The 15,739-nt window shown below is 67.7% G+C and carries 16 protein-coding genes; 12 read left to right on the top strand and 4 right to left on the bottom strand.

Annotated features, from left to right (window positions below):
- The first annotated feature begins 251 nt into the window (after positions 1-251).
- Genes AC4D2W_RS09350 through AC4D2W_RS09325 form a run of 6 tightly spaced genes read left to right on the top strand, consistent with a single transcriptional unit; the run spans position 252 to position 6,676 of the window.
- Complete coding sequence (locus AC4D2W_RS09350; protein WP_490926610.1) at positions 252-1,700, top strand: DUF7847 domain-containing protein; 1,449 nt, start codon at positions 252-254, stop codon at positions 1,698-1,700.
- Positions 1,697-2,368, top strand: coding sequence for a DUF4129 domain-containing protein (locus tag AC4D2W_RS09345; RefSeq protein WP_490926609.1), 672 nt, complete (start codon positions 1,697-1,699; stop codon positions 2,366-2,368). Before AC4D2W_RS09350 ends, AC4D2W_RS09345 begins: the two co-directional genes overlap by 4 nt.
- Positions 2,365-3,621 carry a DUF4350 domain-containing protein gene (locus tag AC4D2W_RS09340; RefSeq protein WP_490926608.1) on the top strand — a complete coding sequence of 419 codons (1,257 nt, stop codon included), beginning with the start codon at positions 2,365-2,367 and terminating at the stop codon, positions 3,619-3,621. Before AC4D2W_RS09345 ends, AC4D2W_RS09340 begins: the two co-directional genes overlap by 4 nt.
- The gene (locus AC4D2W_RS09335) at positions 3,618-4,649 is read left to right on the top strand and encodes an AAA family ATPase (protein ID WP_490926607.1); all 1,032 of its coding nucleotides are present in this window, start codon (positions 3,618-3,620) and stop codon (positions 4,647-4,649) included. Before AC4D2W_RS09340 ends, AC4D2W_RS09335 begins: the two co-directional genes overlap by 4 nt.
- 14 nt (positions 4,650-4,663) lie before the next feature.
- The gene (locus AC4D2W_RS09330; RefSeq protein ID WP_490926606.1) at positions 4,664-5,956 is read left to right on the top strand and encodes a DUF58 domain-containing protein; all 1,293 of its coding nucleotides are present in this window, start codon (positions 4,664-4,666) and stop codon (positions 5,954-5,956) included.
- Positions 5,957-5,959: 3 nt separating this feature from the next.
- The gene (locus tag AC4D2W_RS09325; protein WP_490926605.1) at positions 5,960-6,676 is read left to right on the top strand and encodes a DUF4166 domain-containing protein; all 717 of its coding nucleotides are present in this window, start codon (positions 5,960-5,962) and stop codon (positions 6,674-6,676) included.
- Positions 6,677-6,715: 39 nt separating this feature from the next.
- Here the strand turns inward: AC4D2W_RS09325 and AC4D2W_RS09320 are convergent, their stop codons facing one another.
- Genes AC4D2W_RS09320 through AC4D2W_RS09305 form a run of 4 tightly spaced genes read right to left on the bottom strand, consistent with a single transcriptional unit; the run spans position 6,716 to position 10,681 of the window.
- Complete coding sequence (locus AC4D2W_RS09320) at positions 6,716-7,858, bottom strand: uroporphyrinogen decarboxylase/cobalamine-independent methonine synthase family protein (protein ID WP_490926604.1); 1,143 nt, start codon at positions 7,856-7,858, stop codon at positions 6,716-6,718.
- Entirely contained in the window at positions 7,842-8,228 is a 387-nt protein-coding gene (locus tag AC4D2W_RS09315; RefSeq protein WP_490926603.1) for a chorismate mutase, read from the bottom strand. Before AC4D2W_RS09315 ends, AC4D2W_RS09320 begins: the two co-directional genes overlap by 17 nt.
- 60 nt (positions 8,229-8,288) lie before the next feature.
- Entirely contained in the window at positions 8,289-9,443 is a 1,155-nt protein-coding gene (gene mnmA, locus AC4D2W_RS09310; protein WP_490926602.1) for a tRNA 2-thiouridine(34) synthase MnmA, read from the bottom strand.
- Complete coding sequence (locus tag AC4D2W_RS09305; RefSeq protein WP_490926601.1) at positions 9,440-10,681, bottom strand: cysteine desulfurase family protein; 1,242 nt, start codon at positions 10,679-10,681, stop codon at positions 9,440-9,442. The genes mnmA and AC4D2W_RS09305 overlap by 4 nt, the downstream gene beginning before the upstream one ends.
- 139 nt (positions 10,682-10,820) lie before the next feature.
- Between AC4D2W_RS09305 and AC4D2W_RS09300 the strand changes: the two genes are divergently transcribed.
- The 6 genes from AC4D2W_RS09300 to AC4D2W_RS09275 all read left to right on the top strand — a co-directional run bounded on the left by AC4D2W_RS09300 (position 10,821) and on the right by AC4D2W_RS09275 (position 15,698).
- Positions 10,821-11,570, top strand: coding sequence for a nucleoside/nucleotide kinase family protein (locus AC4D2W_RS09300; RefSeq protein ID WP_490926600.1), 750 nt, complete (start codon positions 10,821-10,823; stop codon positions 11,568-11,570).
- 136 nt (positions 11,571-11,706) lie between these two features.
- Entirely contained in the window at positions 11,707-12,666 is a 960-nt protein-coding gene (locus AC4D2W_RS09295; protein ID WP_490926599.1) for a J domain-containing protein, read from the top strand.
- Positions 12,667-12,688: 22 nt separating this feature from the next.
- The gene (locus AC4D2W_RS09290; RefSeq protein ID WP_490926598.1) at positions 12,689-13,156 is read left to right on the top strand and encodes a tRNA (cytidine(34)-2'-O)-methyltransferase; all 468 of its coding nucleotides are present in this window, start codon (positions 12,689-12,691) and stop codon (positions 13,154-13,156) included.
- Between the two features lie 8 nt (positions 13,157-13,164).
- Positions 13,165-13,965 carry a class I SAM-dependent methyltransferase gene (locus AC4D2W_RS09285; RefSeq protein ID WP_490926597.1) on the top strand — a complete coding sequence of 267 codons (801 nt, stop codon included), beginning with the start codon at positions 13,165-13,167 and terminating at the stop codon, positions 13,963-13,965.
- Between the two features lie 229 nt (positions 13,966-14,194).
- Positions 14,195-14,845 (top strand): ECF RNA polymerase sigma factor SigK, encoded by a 651-nt coding sequence (gene sigK, locus AC4D2W_RS09280; RefSeq protein ID WP_490926596.1) that lies wholly within the window; start codon positions 14,195-14,197, stop codon positions 14,843-14,845.
- Positions 14,838-15,698, top strand: coding sequence for an anti-sigma factor (locus tag AC4D2W_RS09275; protein WP_490926595.1), 861 nt, complete (start codon positions 14,838-14,840; stop codon positions 15,696-15,698). Before sigK ends, AC4D2W_RS09275 begins: the two co-directional genes overlap by 8 nt.
- The last annotated feature ends 41 nt before the right edge of the window (positions 15,699-15,739 follow it).

The following is a 15,739-nucleotide window of genomic DNA, read 5'->3' as shown; positions in this document are numbered from 1 at the left end:
GTTGACTGCTCAAGCCGGTTCCTCGTTGCGGTGCTTGCCCGGACCATTTTCTCCGGCTGCCCGGCGGCCTGCGCGGGCTGCTGCCTGCTGTCCGGAATGCGGGGCATCCGGCATGTCCGAGGACAGCACGACAGCTGGCAGTATCCCTCTCATCCTAGAGGACGTAGAATCCGGCGGGTTTTCTCCGCGACGCCGGGACCGCTCTGGAACTATAGTCGGAGCACGGAAAACAACGGTTTGGGGGGCATGCTTTGGGTCAGGACAATCACAGCGGCGAGGAGCCGAAGGAACCCGTTCGGCCGCCTGCGGCCGGCCCGGAGTACAACGACGACGCCGGGACCGGCGACGGCGGGACCGGCGCTGGCGGAAGCGGCGGCACCGGGAGCGGCGGTACCGGGAACGCAGCGCAGCCGCCCTCCCTGTGGGCAGCACCGGGAGCGCAGAACTCCCCCGAACCCCCGTCCGCGTGGGGACCTCCCGCAAGCCAGCCACCCACCACTCCCCCGCTGCCCCGGCAACCGGAACCGCCGCAGGGCTGGGGACAGCAGTGGGGACAACCCGGCCAGCAGAACCCGTGGGGCCAGACCAATCAGCAGTGGCCGGGTCCGGGAGCTCCCGGTGCTCCCGGCGTGTTCCCGCCGGGGACTCCCGGCCAGCCCTGGGGCTCTCCCGGTTACCTCCCCCAGGGCGGATGGACACCTCCGCCCAAGCCCGGCGTTATCCCGCTGCGGCCGCTGGGCCTGGGCGAACTGCTGGACGGCGCCTTCCAGGCCTGCCGGAAAAACGCTGCGGCAACCTTTGGAACGGCCCTGCTGATTCAGGGCGTTATTGCAGTGCTGACCTATCTGGTGGCGGGCAGCTTCTTCTCTTCGGACCTGTTCAGCACCGATGTGGACGGCTCCGAATTCACTGTCGAGGAGTTCGAGTCCAGTCAGGGCTCCTTGGGCTGGTCCCTGACAGCTGTCTCCCTTCTGGGAGTGGTGTCCGTGGTGGGCGTCCTGCTGCTTCAGGGCATCCTGGTGGTGCCCGTCGCGCGCTCCATCCTGAACCTGAAAACGGGCTTTGCCCAAACCTGGCGGCTCTCCCGCTCCCGGCTCCTTCCCCTGGCCGGGCTGGGGCTGCTTCTGCTCGCGGCGATCGTCGTCGGGATTGTGGTGTTCTCCCTCCTCCTGGCAGTGATCCTGCAGTTCCTGGGCGCCGCCGGCATTGCCGTCCTGGTACTGGGCATCCTGGCGTTGATTGCTGTCTTCGTCTGGCTGGCAGTCAAGTTGGCGCTGGCACCGGCCGCACTGGTCCTGGAACCTGCCGGGGTTTTTGCCTCGCTGCGCCGGTCCTGGGAACTGACCAAACGAAATTTCTGGCGTTCGTTCGGGATCCTGGCGCTAACGGCGATCCTGGTGTCCATCGTTTCGTCCGTCATCAGCACACCTGTGGTCCTGATTCTGAGTTTCGTCACTGCTTTTGGCAGCGGTTCAGAGCCCGATGCCGGCACGGCAATGGCCCTTGTGGCGCTGAACGTGGCCATCAGTACTTTTTTCGGTGCCATCGGATACGCGTTCCAGTCAGCCGTCACCTCGCTGCTGTACGTCGATCTCCGCATCCGCCGGGAAGGCTTTGACCTCACCCTCATGAAGGAGCAGGAACTCGCGGGATCCACCCCCGATCTGGTGCCGGGGCGCCGCAGCGGGTCCGGCGGATGACGGTGCTGCCGCGTGCCGGAGTTCGCTTCGACGTGCCGGTGCTCCCCGACGGCGGCCAGGGACGCGGGTGGGCCGAAAAGGAACTCTCCCGGTCCGTGTACAAGGAGGCTGAGCCAAGCCTGCTCGACCGGTTTTGGCAGTGGGTGGGCGATTTTTTCTCCCGGCTGCTGGAGGGCATCACCGGCGTGGATCCCACTCTCGGTGTCCTCTTTCTTGCGGCGGGAGCAGCCGTTGTTCTGGCGGCTGCGGTTTTCCTGGTCCGGCCCCGGCTGAACGCACGGCGCCGCAAGGCGGTTTTCGACTCACCTGAAATCCGGATTGCACTAGACCACCGCAGATTAGCCGAGGAGGCCGCCTCCCGAGAAGAATGGGACACTGCCCTGACAGAGCGGCTGCGCGCCGTGATCCGCTCGGCGGAGGAACGCGTGATCCTTGAACCGCGTGCCGGCCGCACGGCGGCCGAGGCAGGGCAGGAGCTCGGCGGAGCCTTTCCCTCTGCTCGGGAAGAAATCCATTGGCTGGCCCGGCGCTTTGACGAAGTCCGATACGGGCATCTGTCCGCCGTTTCTGCTGACGTCATCCGTGCCCGGGACCTTGACGGGCTGCTGGAACGCTCCTCCCCGTCCGCCGGATCGGCTCCGCTTTCAGCCTTGGCGGTGCCGCGGTGAGCACAGTGCACAAGGCCGGCGCGCCCGCGGAAACGCCGGCGGATCCCGTGGCTGCTGAGGCAACGGCTCCTTCTGCCGCAGCATCCGGAGGCAGGGCCCTCCGGGCACGCCTGCGGGCCTGGCGGGTGTGGATCATCCTGGCACTGGTGCTCTGCGCCGTAGTTCTGCTGCGCATCCTGACCGGCTCCGGCAGTGACGGTGCCCCGCTCTCACCCGCCAATCCCGCCCCGGCCGGTGCCATGGCCGCAGCTCAAATCCTGGACGAGCAGGGAGTAGATGTGCATGCGCCGGGTTCCTTCGAGGAGGCGCTGGCCCTGCTGAAAGACGACGGGGACCAGTCAACGCTTCTGCTGTTCGACCCCGACGGCTTCCTCAGCCAGGAGCAGCTGGCAGAGCTGAACGGGCTGGCCCGCCGGCAGGTCCTGGTGGAGCCCACCTTTTTCCAGCTTTCCGAACTGGCGCCGGGCATCCGTTCGGCGGGCGTCCTGCCTGCAACAGATGCGCCGCTGAACGCTGACTGTGACGCGGCAGATGCCCAAGCGGCCGAGCGGATTACCGCAGGCGGGTATGCCTATCGTGCTCCCGCTGCCTGTTTCCCTCCGCCAGAAGACAGCCCCGGCGCCGGTGCGGACAGCAGTGCCGCCGCCGGCTCCTATGCAACGGACGACGACGCCGGCGTCGTCGTCCTGGGAAACTCGGCAGTCCTGGCCAATGAGACGCTCGCGGACCACGGCAACGCAGCCCTGGCACTGCGCACGCTGGGTTCCACCGGGACGCTGGTCTGGTATCTGCCCACTGTCGCCGACACACCGGCTGCGGCGGTGCCCGAAGATCCGCGGGCGCTGCTGCCCGGCTGGGTGGATCCGCTGCTGCTGTGGCTGTTGGTCGTAGCAGTTTTGGCAATGCTGTGGCGCGGACGCCGCCTGGGGCCGCTCGCGGCGGAACCGCTGCCCGTAGTGGTACGGTCCGCAGAGACGGCTGAAGGACGCGCCCGGCTCTATCAGGACGGCCGGGCGTTGGACCGCGCGGCCGCAACACTGCGCGCCGCCGCGCTGACACGGTTGTCCGCCCGGCTCCGGCTGGGCCCCGCCAGCAGCACCGACACCGTGGTGCGTGCAGTCGCGGCAGCCACCGGACGGCCGGTGCACGAGGTGGACCACCTGCTGAACCGTGCCGCCCCCGCCAGCGACGCCGCACTTGTTCAGTGGTCCCAGGAATTGCAAGCCCTAGAGGAAGAGGTCACCGCATCATGAGCCAGCAGGACCAACAGGACCAGCAGGAAGAGCAGTATCAGCAGGACGGGCAGGCTCCGGGCCCGGCGGCAACCGCTCCGGATCCCGTCCGCCAGGCGCTGCTGGATGTGCGGCGGGAGGTGGCCAAGGCAGTGGTGGGGCAGGACGCGGCGGTGACCGGACTGATCATCGCGCTGCTGGCCCGCGGCCATGTGCTGCTCGAAGGCGTGCCCGGTGTTGCCAAGACGCTCCTGGTGCGTTCCCTGGCCGCCGCCCTGGATCTGGACACGAAGCGGGTGCAGTTCACTCCAGACCTCATGCCCGGCGATGTCACCGGATCGCTGATCTATGACGGCCGCAGCTCGGAATTCACGTTCCGGGAAGGCCCCGTCTTCACGAATATCCTGCTGGCCGATGAAATCAACCGCACTCCGCCCAAAACCCAGGCCTCGCTGCTGGAAGCCATGGAGGAGCGCCAGGTTTCCGTGGACGGTGTCAGCCGCCGGCTGCCCGATCCCTTCATCGTGGCCGCCACCCAGAACCCCGTGGAGTATGAAGGAACATACTCCCTGCCTGAAGCGCAGCTGGACCGGTTCCTGCTCAAGCTCACCCTGGACCTGCCAGGACGCGACGACGAAATTGAGATCATCCGGCGGCACAGCGGCGGTTTCGATCCCCGGGACCTTGCTGCCGCCGGAGTCCGTGCCGTCGCGGGCGCGGCCGATCTCGAGAAAGCGCGGCAGGCGGCGGCCGCCGTGGCGGTGTCCCCCGAAGTCCTCGGCTACATTGTGGACCTGGTCCGGGCCACCCGGGCGGCGCCGTCGTTCCAGCTTGGCGTTTCCCCCCGCGGCGCAACGGCGCTGCTCAATACCTCCCGCGCCTGGGCCTGGCTTTCAGGACGGACCTTTGTCACGCCCGACGACGTCAAGGCCCTGACCCTGCCGGCGCTGCGCCACCGGGTGTCCCTCCGCCCCGAAGCGCAGATGGATGGCGTCAGCGTGGATGATGTCCTGGGCAGCATTTTGGCCACCGTTCCGGTTCCCCGTTAGGACGCCGGTTCGCGATGGCAATCTCCGGCCGGTTTGTCCTCCTCGCCGCGGCAGGCGTTGTTGCCATCCTGCTTTTTCCCGGCAGCACCGCCCTGTGGCTGTGGACAGCATTCCTGTGCGCGGCGGCCGCAGTTGACCTGCTTGCGGCCGCATCACCCCGCGCTCTGACCCTGCAGCGCACCGAACCCGTCAGTGTGCGCCTCACCGAGCCAGCCGCCGTCGTGCTGACCGTGCGCAACGGGAGCCGGCGCACCCTCAACGGGTGGTTCCGGGACGGCTGGCAACCCTCCGCGGGGGCCGCCAACCCGGTCCAGCGGATCCGCGTTCCGGCAGGTGAGGCCAGAAGATTCGAGGTGCAGCTGCTTCCCGAACGCCGGGGGGAGCTGCACAGCGGAACGGTCACCGTCCGCAGCTTCGGTCCGCTGGGACTGGCCGCCCGCCAGCGCACCCTGCGCAGCCCGGCGGTGCTGCGGGTCCTGCCGCCGTTCCATTCCAAGCGCCATCTGCCGTCCAAGCTGCGGCGGCTGCGGGAACTGGACGGCAATGCCTCGGTCCAGCTGCGCGGAGCAGGCACGGAATTTGATTCGCTGCGTGACTATGTGCGCGGCGACGACGTCCGGTCCATTGACTGGCGTGCCACTGCCCGGCGCCGGGACACCGTGGTGCGGACCTGGCGCCCGGAGCGGGACCGGCGGGTAGTTCTCCTCCTGGATACTTCCCGCACCTCCGCCGCGAGGATCGGGGAGGAGCCGCGGCTGGACACCGGGATCGAGGCCGCCCTGCTGCTGGCGATGCTGGCTTCCGGCGGCGCGGACCGCGTGGATTTCCTGGCCTTTGACCGGCGGATCCGGGCGCGGGTGAGCTCCGGCGGAAAGGGCAACCTCCTGAACCGTCTGGTCACCGCGATGGCGCCGCTTCAGGCGGAGCTGATCGAAGCGGACTTTTCCCTGGTGCCCGGAGCGGTCCAGTCGGTCTCCACCCGGCGGTCCCTGGTGGTGCTGATTACGGCACTGGACTCCGGCGCGCTGGAAGAAGGCCTGCTGCCCGTGCTGCCGCAGCTGCTGGAGAAACACCTGGTCGTGATCGCCTCGGTCCGGGATCCTGAATTGGAGGACCTGCGCCGGCAGCGGTCCACGGCAAGCGAGGTCTTCCGTGCCGCTGCCGCCGAGCGTGCCCTGCTCGACCGGGCTGCCGTGACGGCCTATCTGCGGTCCATGGGGGCCGAGGTGGTTGATGAGACTCCGCACGAGCTGCCGCCCAAACTCGCGGACCTGTATATCCGGCTCAAGGCCTCGGGAAGGCTGTAGATCATGGAAGATTCACCGTCGCCCCACACATCCGGCCCGGGCGGACCGGAATCGGTCTACCGCAGCGTCCTCGGAGCGGATTTTGAGCGGCTGCAGCCTGAGCTGCAGGAGTATTTTTCGGCAGCGCCGGGAGACGGAGTTTACGGGGAGGGCGCCGGAGTCTTCGAATCCGCCGGCTGCCCCCGGCCGTGGCTGCGGCCGCTGCTGAAACTGATGCCGGTCTCCAATGCGTTCTTCCCCGATTACGGCACCAATGTGCCCTTCACGATCCGCAACTATCCCCATTGGGATCCGGAGAACCGACCCTCGCTGACCGCGGTGCGGACCTTCCGGTTTCCGGCCGGGAACCGGGTCTTCGAGGACACCACCACACTGACCGGCCCCGGACAGCTCACGGATTATCTGGGCAGGAAACGGAACCTCGCCACCGATCTGGTGCTGACCGTGACTGGGGACGGGCACCTGCGGATGGATTCACCGGGCGGCCGGCTCTTCCTGGGCCCGCTGCGGCTGCCGCTGCCGGCCTTCGCTGCAGCGGATGCCCATGTGGAGCAGTGTTACGACGCCGGTGCCGGTCTCTTCCGGATCCGCACCCGCGTGGTGCAGCGGCAGGTGGGAACCATCTTCGTGTATGACGGGAGCTTCAGCTACGAACAGCGCCGGTGGAACGGCCAGCTGCCGGAGGACGCAGTGCCGGCCCGTTGGAAACGGCGCGTTTAAGCGGAGCTTCACAATGCCCGGCCTACCGGAAACGGCCGGCTAGCTTTCAGCGGCCACCTGGGACAGGGCCCCTGCAGCTTGCGTCAGACGGTTCAGGACTTTGCGGGCGGACGACGGCGACGTCTCCGCGAGCTCTCCGGCCGGTGTCAGGCGCAGTGCGGGCAATGCCTGAGGAGACAGGCCGATTTTGTTCCACGGCCGCAGCACATCCTCCACCAGGGCTTTCACCTGGCGCGGTTCAGCGTTGTCGGCGGGAGCGGAAAGGATACCCAGCCACAGACTCTTTCCACCTTCCACTGCTTCCGCAATGGCTTCCCAGTCCGCTCCGGTGAGGCCCGCGGCGGGCAGCGCCGCTCCGGCCGCACCGGCACCCAGTGCCAGCGAGAACGGCGTTTGCGCGCCGGGGCGCAGTGCCGCCGAGCGCCCGGATTCCGGGAGCCGCAGCACCGTCTGCGCAGCACCGGCGTCGGCAAGGGCCTCGATAATGGAGTTCCAGGCGGAGGACACCTCAGTGGAGGGAACCGAACGCAGCGTGCGGTAGCCGCTGGCCGTGGGGATGGTTCCACCCAGCACGTCGGCAATTTCCGGCTCATCCAGCTGGACAATGATTGAGGCGTCCGGGGCAGCCGTACGGGCGCGGGTTACGAAGTCCGCTGCCCCCGCGGCAAGGGACTGCAGCAGTTCGCGGCGGGCGCCGGCGTCGGAAAGGGCCCGCTCCCCGTTGTGCAGGTACAGTCCAGCCGCCAGCGACAGCGGGCCGCGCAGGGAGATCTTCAGCTGGTGGCCGGGGCTTTCCTCCCCGCCCACCACGTCCGCAAGCGCGTTGAGGTCCTGTCCCAGCAGCGAGAGGGCCCGCCGGTGGTCCTTCCCCGGCCGGGGAACCAGGCGCCAGCCGTGCGGCTGCAGGTCCACGGCCAGATCCACCAGCAGGGCTGCGGTGCGGCCCAGCGCGTCGGCACCGGGGCCGCGGTTCGGCAGTTCCACCAGGAACGGCAAATGCGGTTCCCCCAGCTCTCCGCGGATGATCCGCGTGGCTTCCACCGGGTCTGTGCCCGGCCACTGCCCCAGGGCAGTGGCTGTCACCGTGCTGCCGGCCTCAGGCTGCGCCGTACCCTGCCGGTTGCCCTCCTGCTGGCTGTCTTCGTGCTGCCAGTCTTCGTGCTGGTTAGCGTCCCGCTGCATTGCTGTTGCCGCCGTTGTGGTTGTCGGAGATCGCCTGGTGATGCCGGATGACCTCGCTGATGATGAAATTCAGGAACTTTTCGGCGAAGGCCGGGTCCAGGTGGGCGTCCTCGGCGAGGCGGCGGAGCCGGGCGATCTGCGCGGCTTCGCGGCCCGGATCTCCGGGCGGCAGGTTGTGCACCGCTTTGAGCATCCCCACCCGCTGGGTGGCCTTAAACCGTTCGGCGAGCAGATAGACCAAGGTCGCGTCGATGTTGTCGATGCTGCTGCGTACTGCCAGCAGCTCCTGCATGACGTCCTCGGACACGGTTCCGGCGAGGGAACTGGCCGAGGGATCGAACTCGAACTCATCTGCGGGCGTATCAGTCATGGATCCAGTCTAGGGTCCGCCCCGCGGCGGACGCCGCACATTACGTCCCGGAGATACCGCTTAGGACACCGCGGCGGGATTCCATTCCAGGGAACGCGCCGAATCGATCGTGGCCTGGCCCAGCACGCGGGTGCCCTGGTAGACCACCATGGACTGGCCCGGAGCCACGCCGCGCATCGGCTCGTTCAGGCGGACCACCAGCTCCTCGCGGACACCGCCGTCGGCCTCCTCGGAGGCAACGTCTTCCATCCAGCCGCGGGCCGGAACGGGGTCGCCGTGGGCGCGGACCTGCACCATGCAGTCGAACTCGGTGCGGGCAGCGATCTCGGGAATCGGCAGCCCGGCCCAGGAGATCTTGATGCCGCGCATCTGGTCGATGTTGAGCAGCTTTTCCGGACCCACCACCACCTTGTTTTCCTTGGGCCGGATTTCCAGCACAAAGCGGGGCTTGCCGTCGTCGGCGGGGCGGCCCAGCTTCAGGCCCTTGCGCTGGCCCACGGTGAAGGCGTTGGCGCCGGGGTGCGTGCCGATCTTCTCGCCGGAGGAATCCACAATGTCACCCTCCGTCATGTCGATGCGCTCTTCGAGCCAGCCGCGGGTGTCGCCGTCGGGGATGAAGCAGATGTCGTGGCTGTCCGGCTTGTTGGCCACGGACAGGCCGCGGCGTTCCGCTTCGGCCCGGACTTCGGCCTTGGACGGGGTTTCGGCCAGCGGGAACATGGAGTGCTTGAGCTGTTCGTGCGTGAGCACGCCCAGCACGTAGGACTGGTCCTTCGCCCAGTCCGCGGCGCGGTGCAGCTCGGGATTGCCGTCGGCGTCGGTGATCACCTTGGCGTAGTGGCCGGTGCAGACGGCGTCGAAGCCCAGGGCCAGCGCCTTCTCCAGCAGGGCGGCGAACTTGATCCGCTCGTTGCAGCGCATGCAGGGGTTCGGTGTGCGGCCGGCGGCGTATTCGGCGATGAAGTCATCCACCACGTCTTCCTTAAACCGCTCGGAGAAATCCCAGACGTAATAGGGGATGCCAAGGATGTCACACGCGCGCCAGGCGTCCCGCGAGTCCTCGATGGTGCAGCAGCCCCTGCTGCCGGTGCGGAGCGTTCCGGGCATGCGGGACAGCGCCAGGTGGACGCCGACGACGTCGTGCCCCGCTTCCACTGCCCGTGCTGCGGCTACTGCGGAGTCCACTCCGCCGCTCATTGCTGCCAAAACCTTCATGAAGAAAAACCTGTTCCTGCTGTTTGGATGCTGCTGACGTGGGAGGCCATTCCGGCTTTCTTGGCCCGTTCGTATGCTTCGGGAAGTGCCATCAACAAGGAGTCAACGTCCGCGGCGGTGGTTGTATGCCCGAGGCTGAAACGCTGGGCGCCGCGGGCTTCCGTTTCACTGAGTCCCATGGCCAGCAGGACGTGCGAGGGGCGGGGTACTCCCGCGGTGCAGGCCGACCCGGTGGAGGATTCCACTCCGGCCAGATCCAGCAGGAACAGCAGTGAATCGCCTTCGCAGCCGGGGAACGTGAAGTGGGCGTTGCCCGGCAGCCGGGCCGGCATTGCGCCGTCGGCCGTTCCGGCACTGTCTCGCGCACCGCGAAGCACTGCGTCGGGGACTGCCCGTTCCACACCGGCGATGAGGACGTCCCGCAACTCCCGCAGGCGGGCGGACTCGGCCGGAAGGTTCTCCGTGGCTTCGCGCGCTGCGGCGGCAAAGGCGGCAATGCCGGGGGTATCCAGGGTGCCCGAGCGGATGTCGCGCTCCTGGCCGCCGCCGTGCATCACCGGCGTAAGCTTCACGGCCCGGCCGACGACGAGCGCACCGATGCCCACGGGCCCGCCGATCTTATGTCCGCTGATGGCCATGGTGTCCACGCCGGAGGCGCGGAAGTCCACCGGCAGCGCACCGAAAGCCTGGACGGCGTCGGTATGCACAGGCACTGAATACTCATGGGCAAGAGCGGTCAGGGCCGGAATGTCCTGAACGGTGCCCACTTCATTATTGGCCCACATGACGGTCAGCAGGGCAGTGGTGTCCGCGTGTGCTGCAAGTTCGGCGCGGACGGCTTCCTCGGAGACCACTCCGTTGTGGTCCACCGGCAGCCATACCGCGGTGGCACCCTCGTGCTTTTCCAGCCACTGCACGGTGTCCAGGACGGCATGGTGCTCAATCGGAGAACACAGGATGCGGGTGCGGCGGGGATCGGCGTCCCGGCGGGACCAGTACAGCCCTTTGACTGCCAGGTTGTCCGCTTCCGTTCCGCCGGACGTGAAGATGATTTCCGACGGGTGGCAGCCGGCGGCAGCGGCGAGCGCTTCGCGGGACTCCTCCACCACCATCCGGGCGCGGCGGCCGGAGCCGTGCAGCGACGAGGGGTTGCCGCTGCGGCTGAGTTCTGACGTGAGTGCGGCGAGGGCCGAGGCCGAAATAGGCGTGGTCGCCGCGTGATCTAGGTACACGGGCACGTCCTTATTCTAACGGCCGCCGCAACCGGCGCGGGTTCCGTGCCGGAGACCGGATCTGCAGTTCAGGCCGATTTCCTCTCTCCCCGGGACTTTCCCCCGGACTTTCCCGGTCCCGGGCGGAAGGTGGCAGACTGCCCCTGTGACTGCGCTGCCCCCGAAAGCCGCGATACCCGGTGAAGAAGTGCCGGGCAGCCGTGCTGCTCTGCTGCAGGCGCTCGCCGGGCAGCTGTGCGATATGTCTCCCCGACGCCGCCTGCTCGCGGCAGTGGACGGCGTGGACGGCTCCGGCAAAACGACTTTTGCCGATGCCCTGGCGCTTGAGCTGGGCAGGACTGCGGTCCGTCCGGTCATCCGATTGTCCCTTGATGACTTTCATCACCGGCGTCAGGCTCGCTACCGCAGGGGCCGGACTTCGGCCTTGGGGTTCTATTCCGATTCCTACAACCTGGAGCAGTTCCGCAGCTACGTCCTGGATCCGCTGGGACCGGGCGGCAGCGGAAGGTACCGGCCGGCCGGGCACAGTCTGGAGACCGACGCCGTGCTGTCCCCGCCGGAGCTGCCCGCCGCTTTCAACGCCGTCGTCCTGGTGGACGGGCTCTTCCTGCACCGGGACGAGCTGGCGGCTTACTGGGATTTTTCGATCTTCCTCGACGTTCCGTTCACCGTGACCGCCGCCCGCATGGCCGTCCGGGACGGAACACCCGCGGATCCGGAACATCCGGACATGCACCGGTACGTGGGCGGCCAGCGGCTCTATTGTGCCGGCTGTGATCCTGCGGCACGGGCCGCAGTGGTGGTGGAGAATTCCCGTCCGGACCGTCCCCGGATCATTTCCGCGGCCGAAGCCAGCTACCGTGTGCGGCCCCCGGCGGCGGGCCCGGAAACATAGTTCGCTGCCGCAACGTTGTAGCTGCTGTGATGTTGCCTGCGGCAAACCTGCAAGAATGCAAACCGCTGCCTAATATCTGCTGCGCCAATCCGGTGCTGCGCCTGCCGGGCCTGCCGGCCCAACGAGAGGAACTGCTGTGAGCCCGTCCCCCAAGACGCTTTATGAGGTTTTGGGTCTTGCCCCCTCGGCCACAGCTGACGAAATCAAAGCGGCCTACCGCAGGGCTGCGCGCACCAGCCACCCGGACCGCGGCGGAAGCGCCGAAACCTTCCACGTTATTGCCGAGGCATACGAGGTGCTGTCCAACCCGCAGCAGAAGGCCGCCTATGACCTGTCCCTGGGCAGGAAAGGTGCCCGGTCCGGCGGTCCTGCCGCACCGCCGTCGGCCTCCCGCACCGCGTCCGCCCGCGCAGGTTCGGCATCCGCCGAGGAGAACTTGGGCAGCACCCCCCGCTTTGTTCCCGACTTCTCCCCCGGCTCCCCGCCGGTGCTGCCGCTGGCCCTGGCCGGGCAGCAGATCCACGGCGCTCCCCGCCGTCCCGGCTTTTTCGCCCGGCTGGGCTCCGCGGCCGCCGCCCGGTACGACGGCGAAAACCTCACCATAAACCTGCTGCAGCGAACCCTCCTGCCGGACTATCCCGCAGGCCGGCTGGTCAACGGACTGCATGTGCCGGACCGCTCTCCCCGCGGCGGAAACCTGGAGGTGGGCCATGTCCTGCTGGGCGGGTACCGGATGGCCGTGCTGGAATCGCAGGTGGCTTCGCCGGGCAACTACAACTGGGACGGCCGGCATCTGCGCTACCGCGGCCGGGAAGTGAACATCGGCCGCCTGCCGGATGCGGTGCGCACCCTCCAGGACCGCTTCCCGGAATGCAACGTCAGCGGCTGGGTGGTCCTGCACTCTCCCAACGGCAACCCGTTTGAACCGGTGATCGATTATCCGCCCTCGCTGAGCCGGAGCGCCCCGGCCACGGTGCACGTGGTGAACGCCGGAACGCTGCAGCGCGAACTCCGCCGCTTCTTCAACGACGGCCCGCAGCCCCAGGTGGTCCAGCTGCAGGTTCTTGGCGGCCTGCTCGATGCGCTGGCACAGTAGCCGCCGGGCTTAGGATGGGGTTGTGTTCCGCATTCTCTTCCACACCCCTGAAATCCCCGGCAATACCGGCAACGCCATCCGCCTTGCCGCCATTACGGGAGCCGAGCTCCATCTCGTCGAGCCGCTGGGCTTTGACCTGGAGGATTCCAAGCTGCGCCGAGCAGGCCTGGACTACCATGACCTCGCGGTCCTGCACGTGCACCCCACGCTCGAAGCTGCCTGGAAGGCACTGGCTCCGGAACGGGTCTACGCCTTCACCTCCGGCGGTGACACGTCCTACACGGATATCGCCTATCAGCCCGGCGACGTACTGATGTTCGGCCGCGAATCCGTGGGCCTGCCCGAGGACGTCATGCAGGATCCGCACGTCACCGCACGCGTCCGGCTGCCCATGCTGCCCTCACTGCGGTCCCTTAACCTAGCCAACTCCGCCTCAATTGCCGTCTACGAAGCCTGGCGCCAGCACGGCTTCGCAGGTGCCCAGCTCTAAGGACTTCCATGCCCGACACCAACATTGGAACCGCGTTTAACGACGGCGCCGCCGACTTTGAGCGCCTGGCGCCTTCGCTGTGGAATCCGATGGGCAATGCCCTGGTGGCGGCTGCTGAAATCACCATGGGTGAGAGCATCCTCGACGCGGGCTGCGGCACCGGTGCCACCACCATTCCCGCCGCACAGTACGCCGGACCGGAGGGCCGTGTGGACGGCATCGACCTGTCTGCGGAAATGCTGGCGCTGGCCCAGTCAAAGGCCAGCACCCTGTCCCTGGAGAACGTTGCCCTGCACGTGGGAGACATTTCCGACTGGTCCGGCGAGGAACCCTACGACGTCGTTCTCTCCGCCTACTCAATGTTCTTCCTTCCGGACATGGATGCCGGGGCTGCGCACCTGGTGTCCAACCTGCGCCCGGGCGGACGCCTGGCCCTGAGCACCTGGGCCGAGGGCGCCCTGAATCCCTTCACCGATCTGTTCATCGAGGAATGCCGCCGGGAACGTCCTGATGTTGCCGAAGGCCTCGCCGGGTCGCGGAGCAACGCCGAACGCCTCAACACCCCGGAGAAACTGACCTCGTGGCTGGAATCCCTGGGGTTCCAGGACATCAAGGTCCTCTCCACTCCGGGGCAGGTCCAGCTCACACCGCCCCTCGCCTGGGCCTTGGTGATGGGCAGCAGCCTGCGTTTCCTTCTTCCTGAGGACCCGGAAGCGGCGGGTCGGGTCAAAGCATCCTTCCTGGCCCAGTTGGGCGAAGAACACAACCTCAACGCCGACACCCTGATCGCCTCCGCCCGACGGTCCTGACGGTCGGGCGCCCGCTCCTGAGCGGAACCGCCGTTTCAGCCTCCTGAGCCGAACCTGCACCCATCCGGTGCTGTCCCCGCACCGAATAGGGAGTATGGGACTGGTTCGGGAGCAACAGGGAGTTACGGCGGTCGCTGACCGCCCGGCGGGCGGTCAGGCACCGGCTGCGGCCGACTTGCGCCGCAGTGCTGCATCCCCGGGAGGAGCTTTCCACGTATGCTGGACTCCTATGGACACGTCCAACAAAGGACGGCCCTCCGCCGCGCAAGACTCCACACCGGAGGGCGCCGCCGACGCCGCAAAGACCCAAGCGCAGCAGCCCGGCTCCGCAGCCTCGCTGGAGAAGCTTCTGGCAGGAATTGCCGGCGGCAGCCGTGATGACTTCGCAGAGTTTTACGCCCTGACCTCCCGGCGCGTCTACGGCTTGGCCCGGCGCGTGCTGATCGATGCCGAACTCAGCGAGGACACCACCCAGGAGGTCTACCTCCAGGTGTGGACCAGCGCCTCCCGGTTTGATCCCGCCGTCGGCTCGCCGCTGGCCTGGCTGCTGACGCTGGCTCACCGGCGCGCCGTGGACCGGGTCCGTTCCGAACAAAGCTCCGCGAACCGCGAGGCGCGTTTCGGTGCGGCCATGCAGGAACCGGACCATGACAACGTGGTGGATACGGTGACGCAGCGCCTGGACGCCGAAGCCGTGGTGCAGTGCCTGGACTCCCTGACCGACACCCAGCGGGAATCGGTCCGCCTCGCCTACTACGGCGGGCTAACGTACCGGGAGGTTGCCGAAAAGCTCGGAGCCGCAGTACCCACCATCAAATCGCGGATCCGTGACGGATTGATTCGACTCAAGAAGTGCCTGGGGGTGAACGCAGATGCCTGAGAACAGCTTTGATGCCTCCTCGGACGCTCTGGAATCGGACCTTGCACAGGGCCGAATGCTGGAGTGGGCTGAGGTGTATGCCCTGAACGCCCTGCCCGAAAAAGACCGGCAGGCTGTTGATGCGGCCGTGGAACAGGCGGATCCGGATCTCCGCCGGACCTTCCTCCAGCGCGTCTGGGCCACCCGGGAAGCACTGGCCGGAGGATACCGGGCCGAAGCCGCTCCCCCGGCTGATCTGCTGGACCGGATCATGGCCCGGATCCCGCAGGAGGAGAAGGCACCCAAGGATCCCCCTGCCGATCTGCCCAATTCTGCAGTGTCCAACTCCGATGTGTCCGGCGTCCGGCCGGGCGTTCAGCCCGGTGATGAACTTGCGGCCCGCCGCAACCGCCGTTCCCCGCGGTCCGCCGCCGGCCGCTGGATCCTCGCCGGCGCAGCAGCCGCCGCAATCATTGTGGGCGGAGTAACCGTCAGCAACCTCGGACCCGACAGCGTCAGGGAGGAAGTGTTCTCCGCCTCGGACGTGCAGCAGCGGACCATCGACCTGCCCACAGGCGGTACCGCGGAAGTGGCCACCTCCTCAGCGGAGAATGCCGCCGTTGTGACGCTCAAGGGGGTCCCGGCGCCGCCGGAGGGCTCGGTGTACCAAATGTGGCGGGTTCCGGCCGACGGTTCCGATCCGGTATCCGTGGGCACTATGACGGGCGAAGAAGTTTCCGGGACCAAAGCCACGGAACTGACCGACATTGATCCGTACAAGGCCGTGGCGGTCACGGTGGAGCCCGACGGCGGTTCGGTGACGCCCACGCTGCCCATCGTCCTGGTCATCCCCTTCTCTGCCGAAGCCGCCTGAGCCCTCTCTGGCACTGCGGGTGGGGCCTTGACCTTGACACT

The sequence above is a fragment of the Arthrobacter sp. TJ-58 genome (genome assembly GCF_058269295.1).
This window is presented reverse-complemented; position numbering and strand designations above follow the sequence as displayed.

Excerpts from the sequence above, each read along its gene's own strand:
- AC4D2W_RS09320 (WP_490926604.1), bottom strand. The coding sequence starts at position 7,858 with ATGCAGCGGGACGCTAACCAGCACGAAGACTGGCAGCACGAAGACAGC.
- mnmA (WP_490926602.1), bottom strand. The coding sequence starts at position 9,443 with ATGAAGGTTTTGGCAGCAATGAGCGGCGGAGTGGACTCCGCAGTAGCC.
- AC4D2W_RS09285 (WP_490926597.1), top strand. The coding sequence starts at position 13,165 with ATGCCCGACACCAACATTGGAACCGCGTTTAACGACGGCGCCGCCGAC.
- AC4D2W_RS09275 (WP_490926595.1), top strand. The coding sequence starts at position 14,838 with ATGCCTGAGAACAGCTTTGATGCCTCCTCGGACGCTCTGGAATCGGAC.
- AC4D2W_RS09335 (WP_490926607.1), top strand. The coding sequence starts at position 3,618 with ATGAGCCAGCAGGACCAACAGGACCAGCAGGAAGAGCAGTATCAGCAG.
- AC4D2W_RS09345 (WP_490926609.1), top strand. The coding sequence starts at position 1,697 with ATGACGGTGCTGCCGCGTGCCGGAGTTCGCTTCGACGTGCCGGTGCTC.
- AC4D2W_RS09315 (WP_490926603.1), bottom strand. The coding sequence starts at position 8,228 with ATGACTGATACGCCCGCAGATGAGTTCGAGTTCGATCCCTCGGCCAGT.
- AC4D2W_RS09325 (WP_490926605.1), top strand. The coding sequence starts at position 5,960 with ATGGAAGATTCACCGTCGCCCCACACATCCGGCCCGGGCGGACCGGAA.
- AC4D2W_RS09330 (WP_490926606.1), top strand. The coding sequence starts at position 4,664 with ATGGCAATCTCCGGCCGGTTTGTCCTCCTCGCCGCGGCAGGCGTTGTT.
- sigK (WP_490926596.1), top strand. The coding sequence starts at position 14,195 with ATGGACACGTCCAACAAAGGACGGCCCTCCGCCGCGCAAGACTCCACA.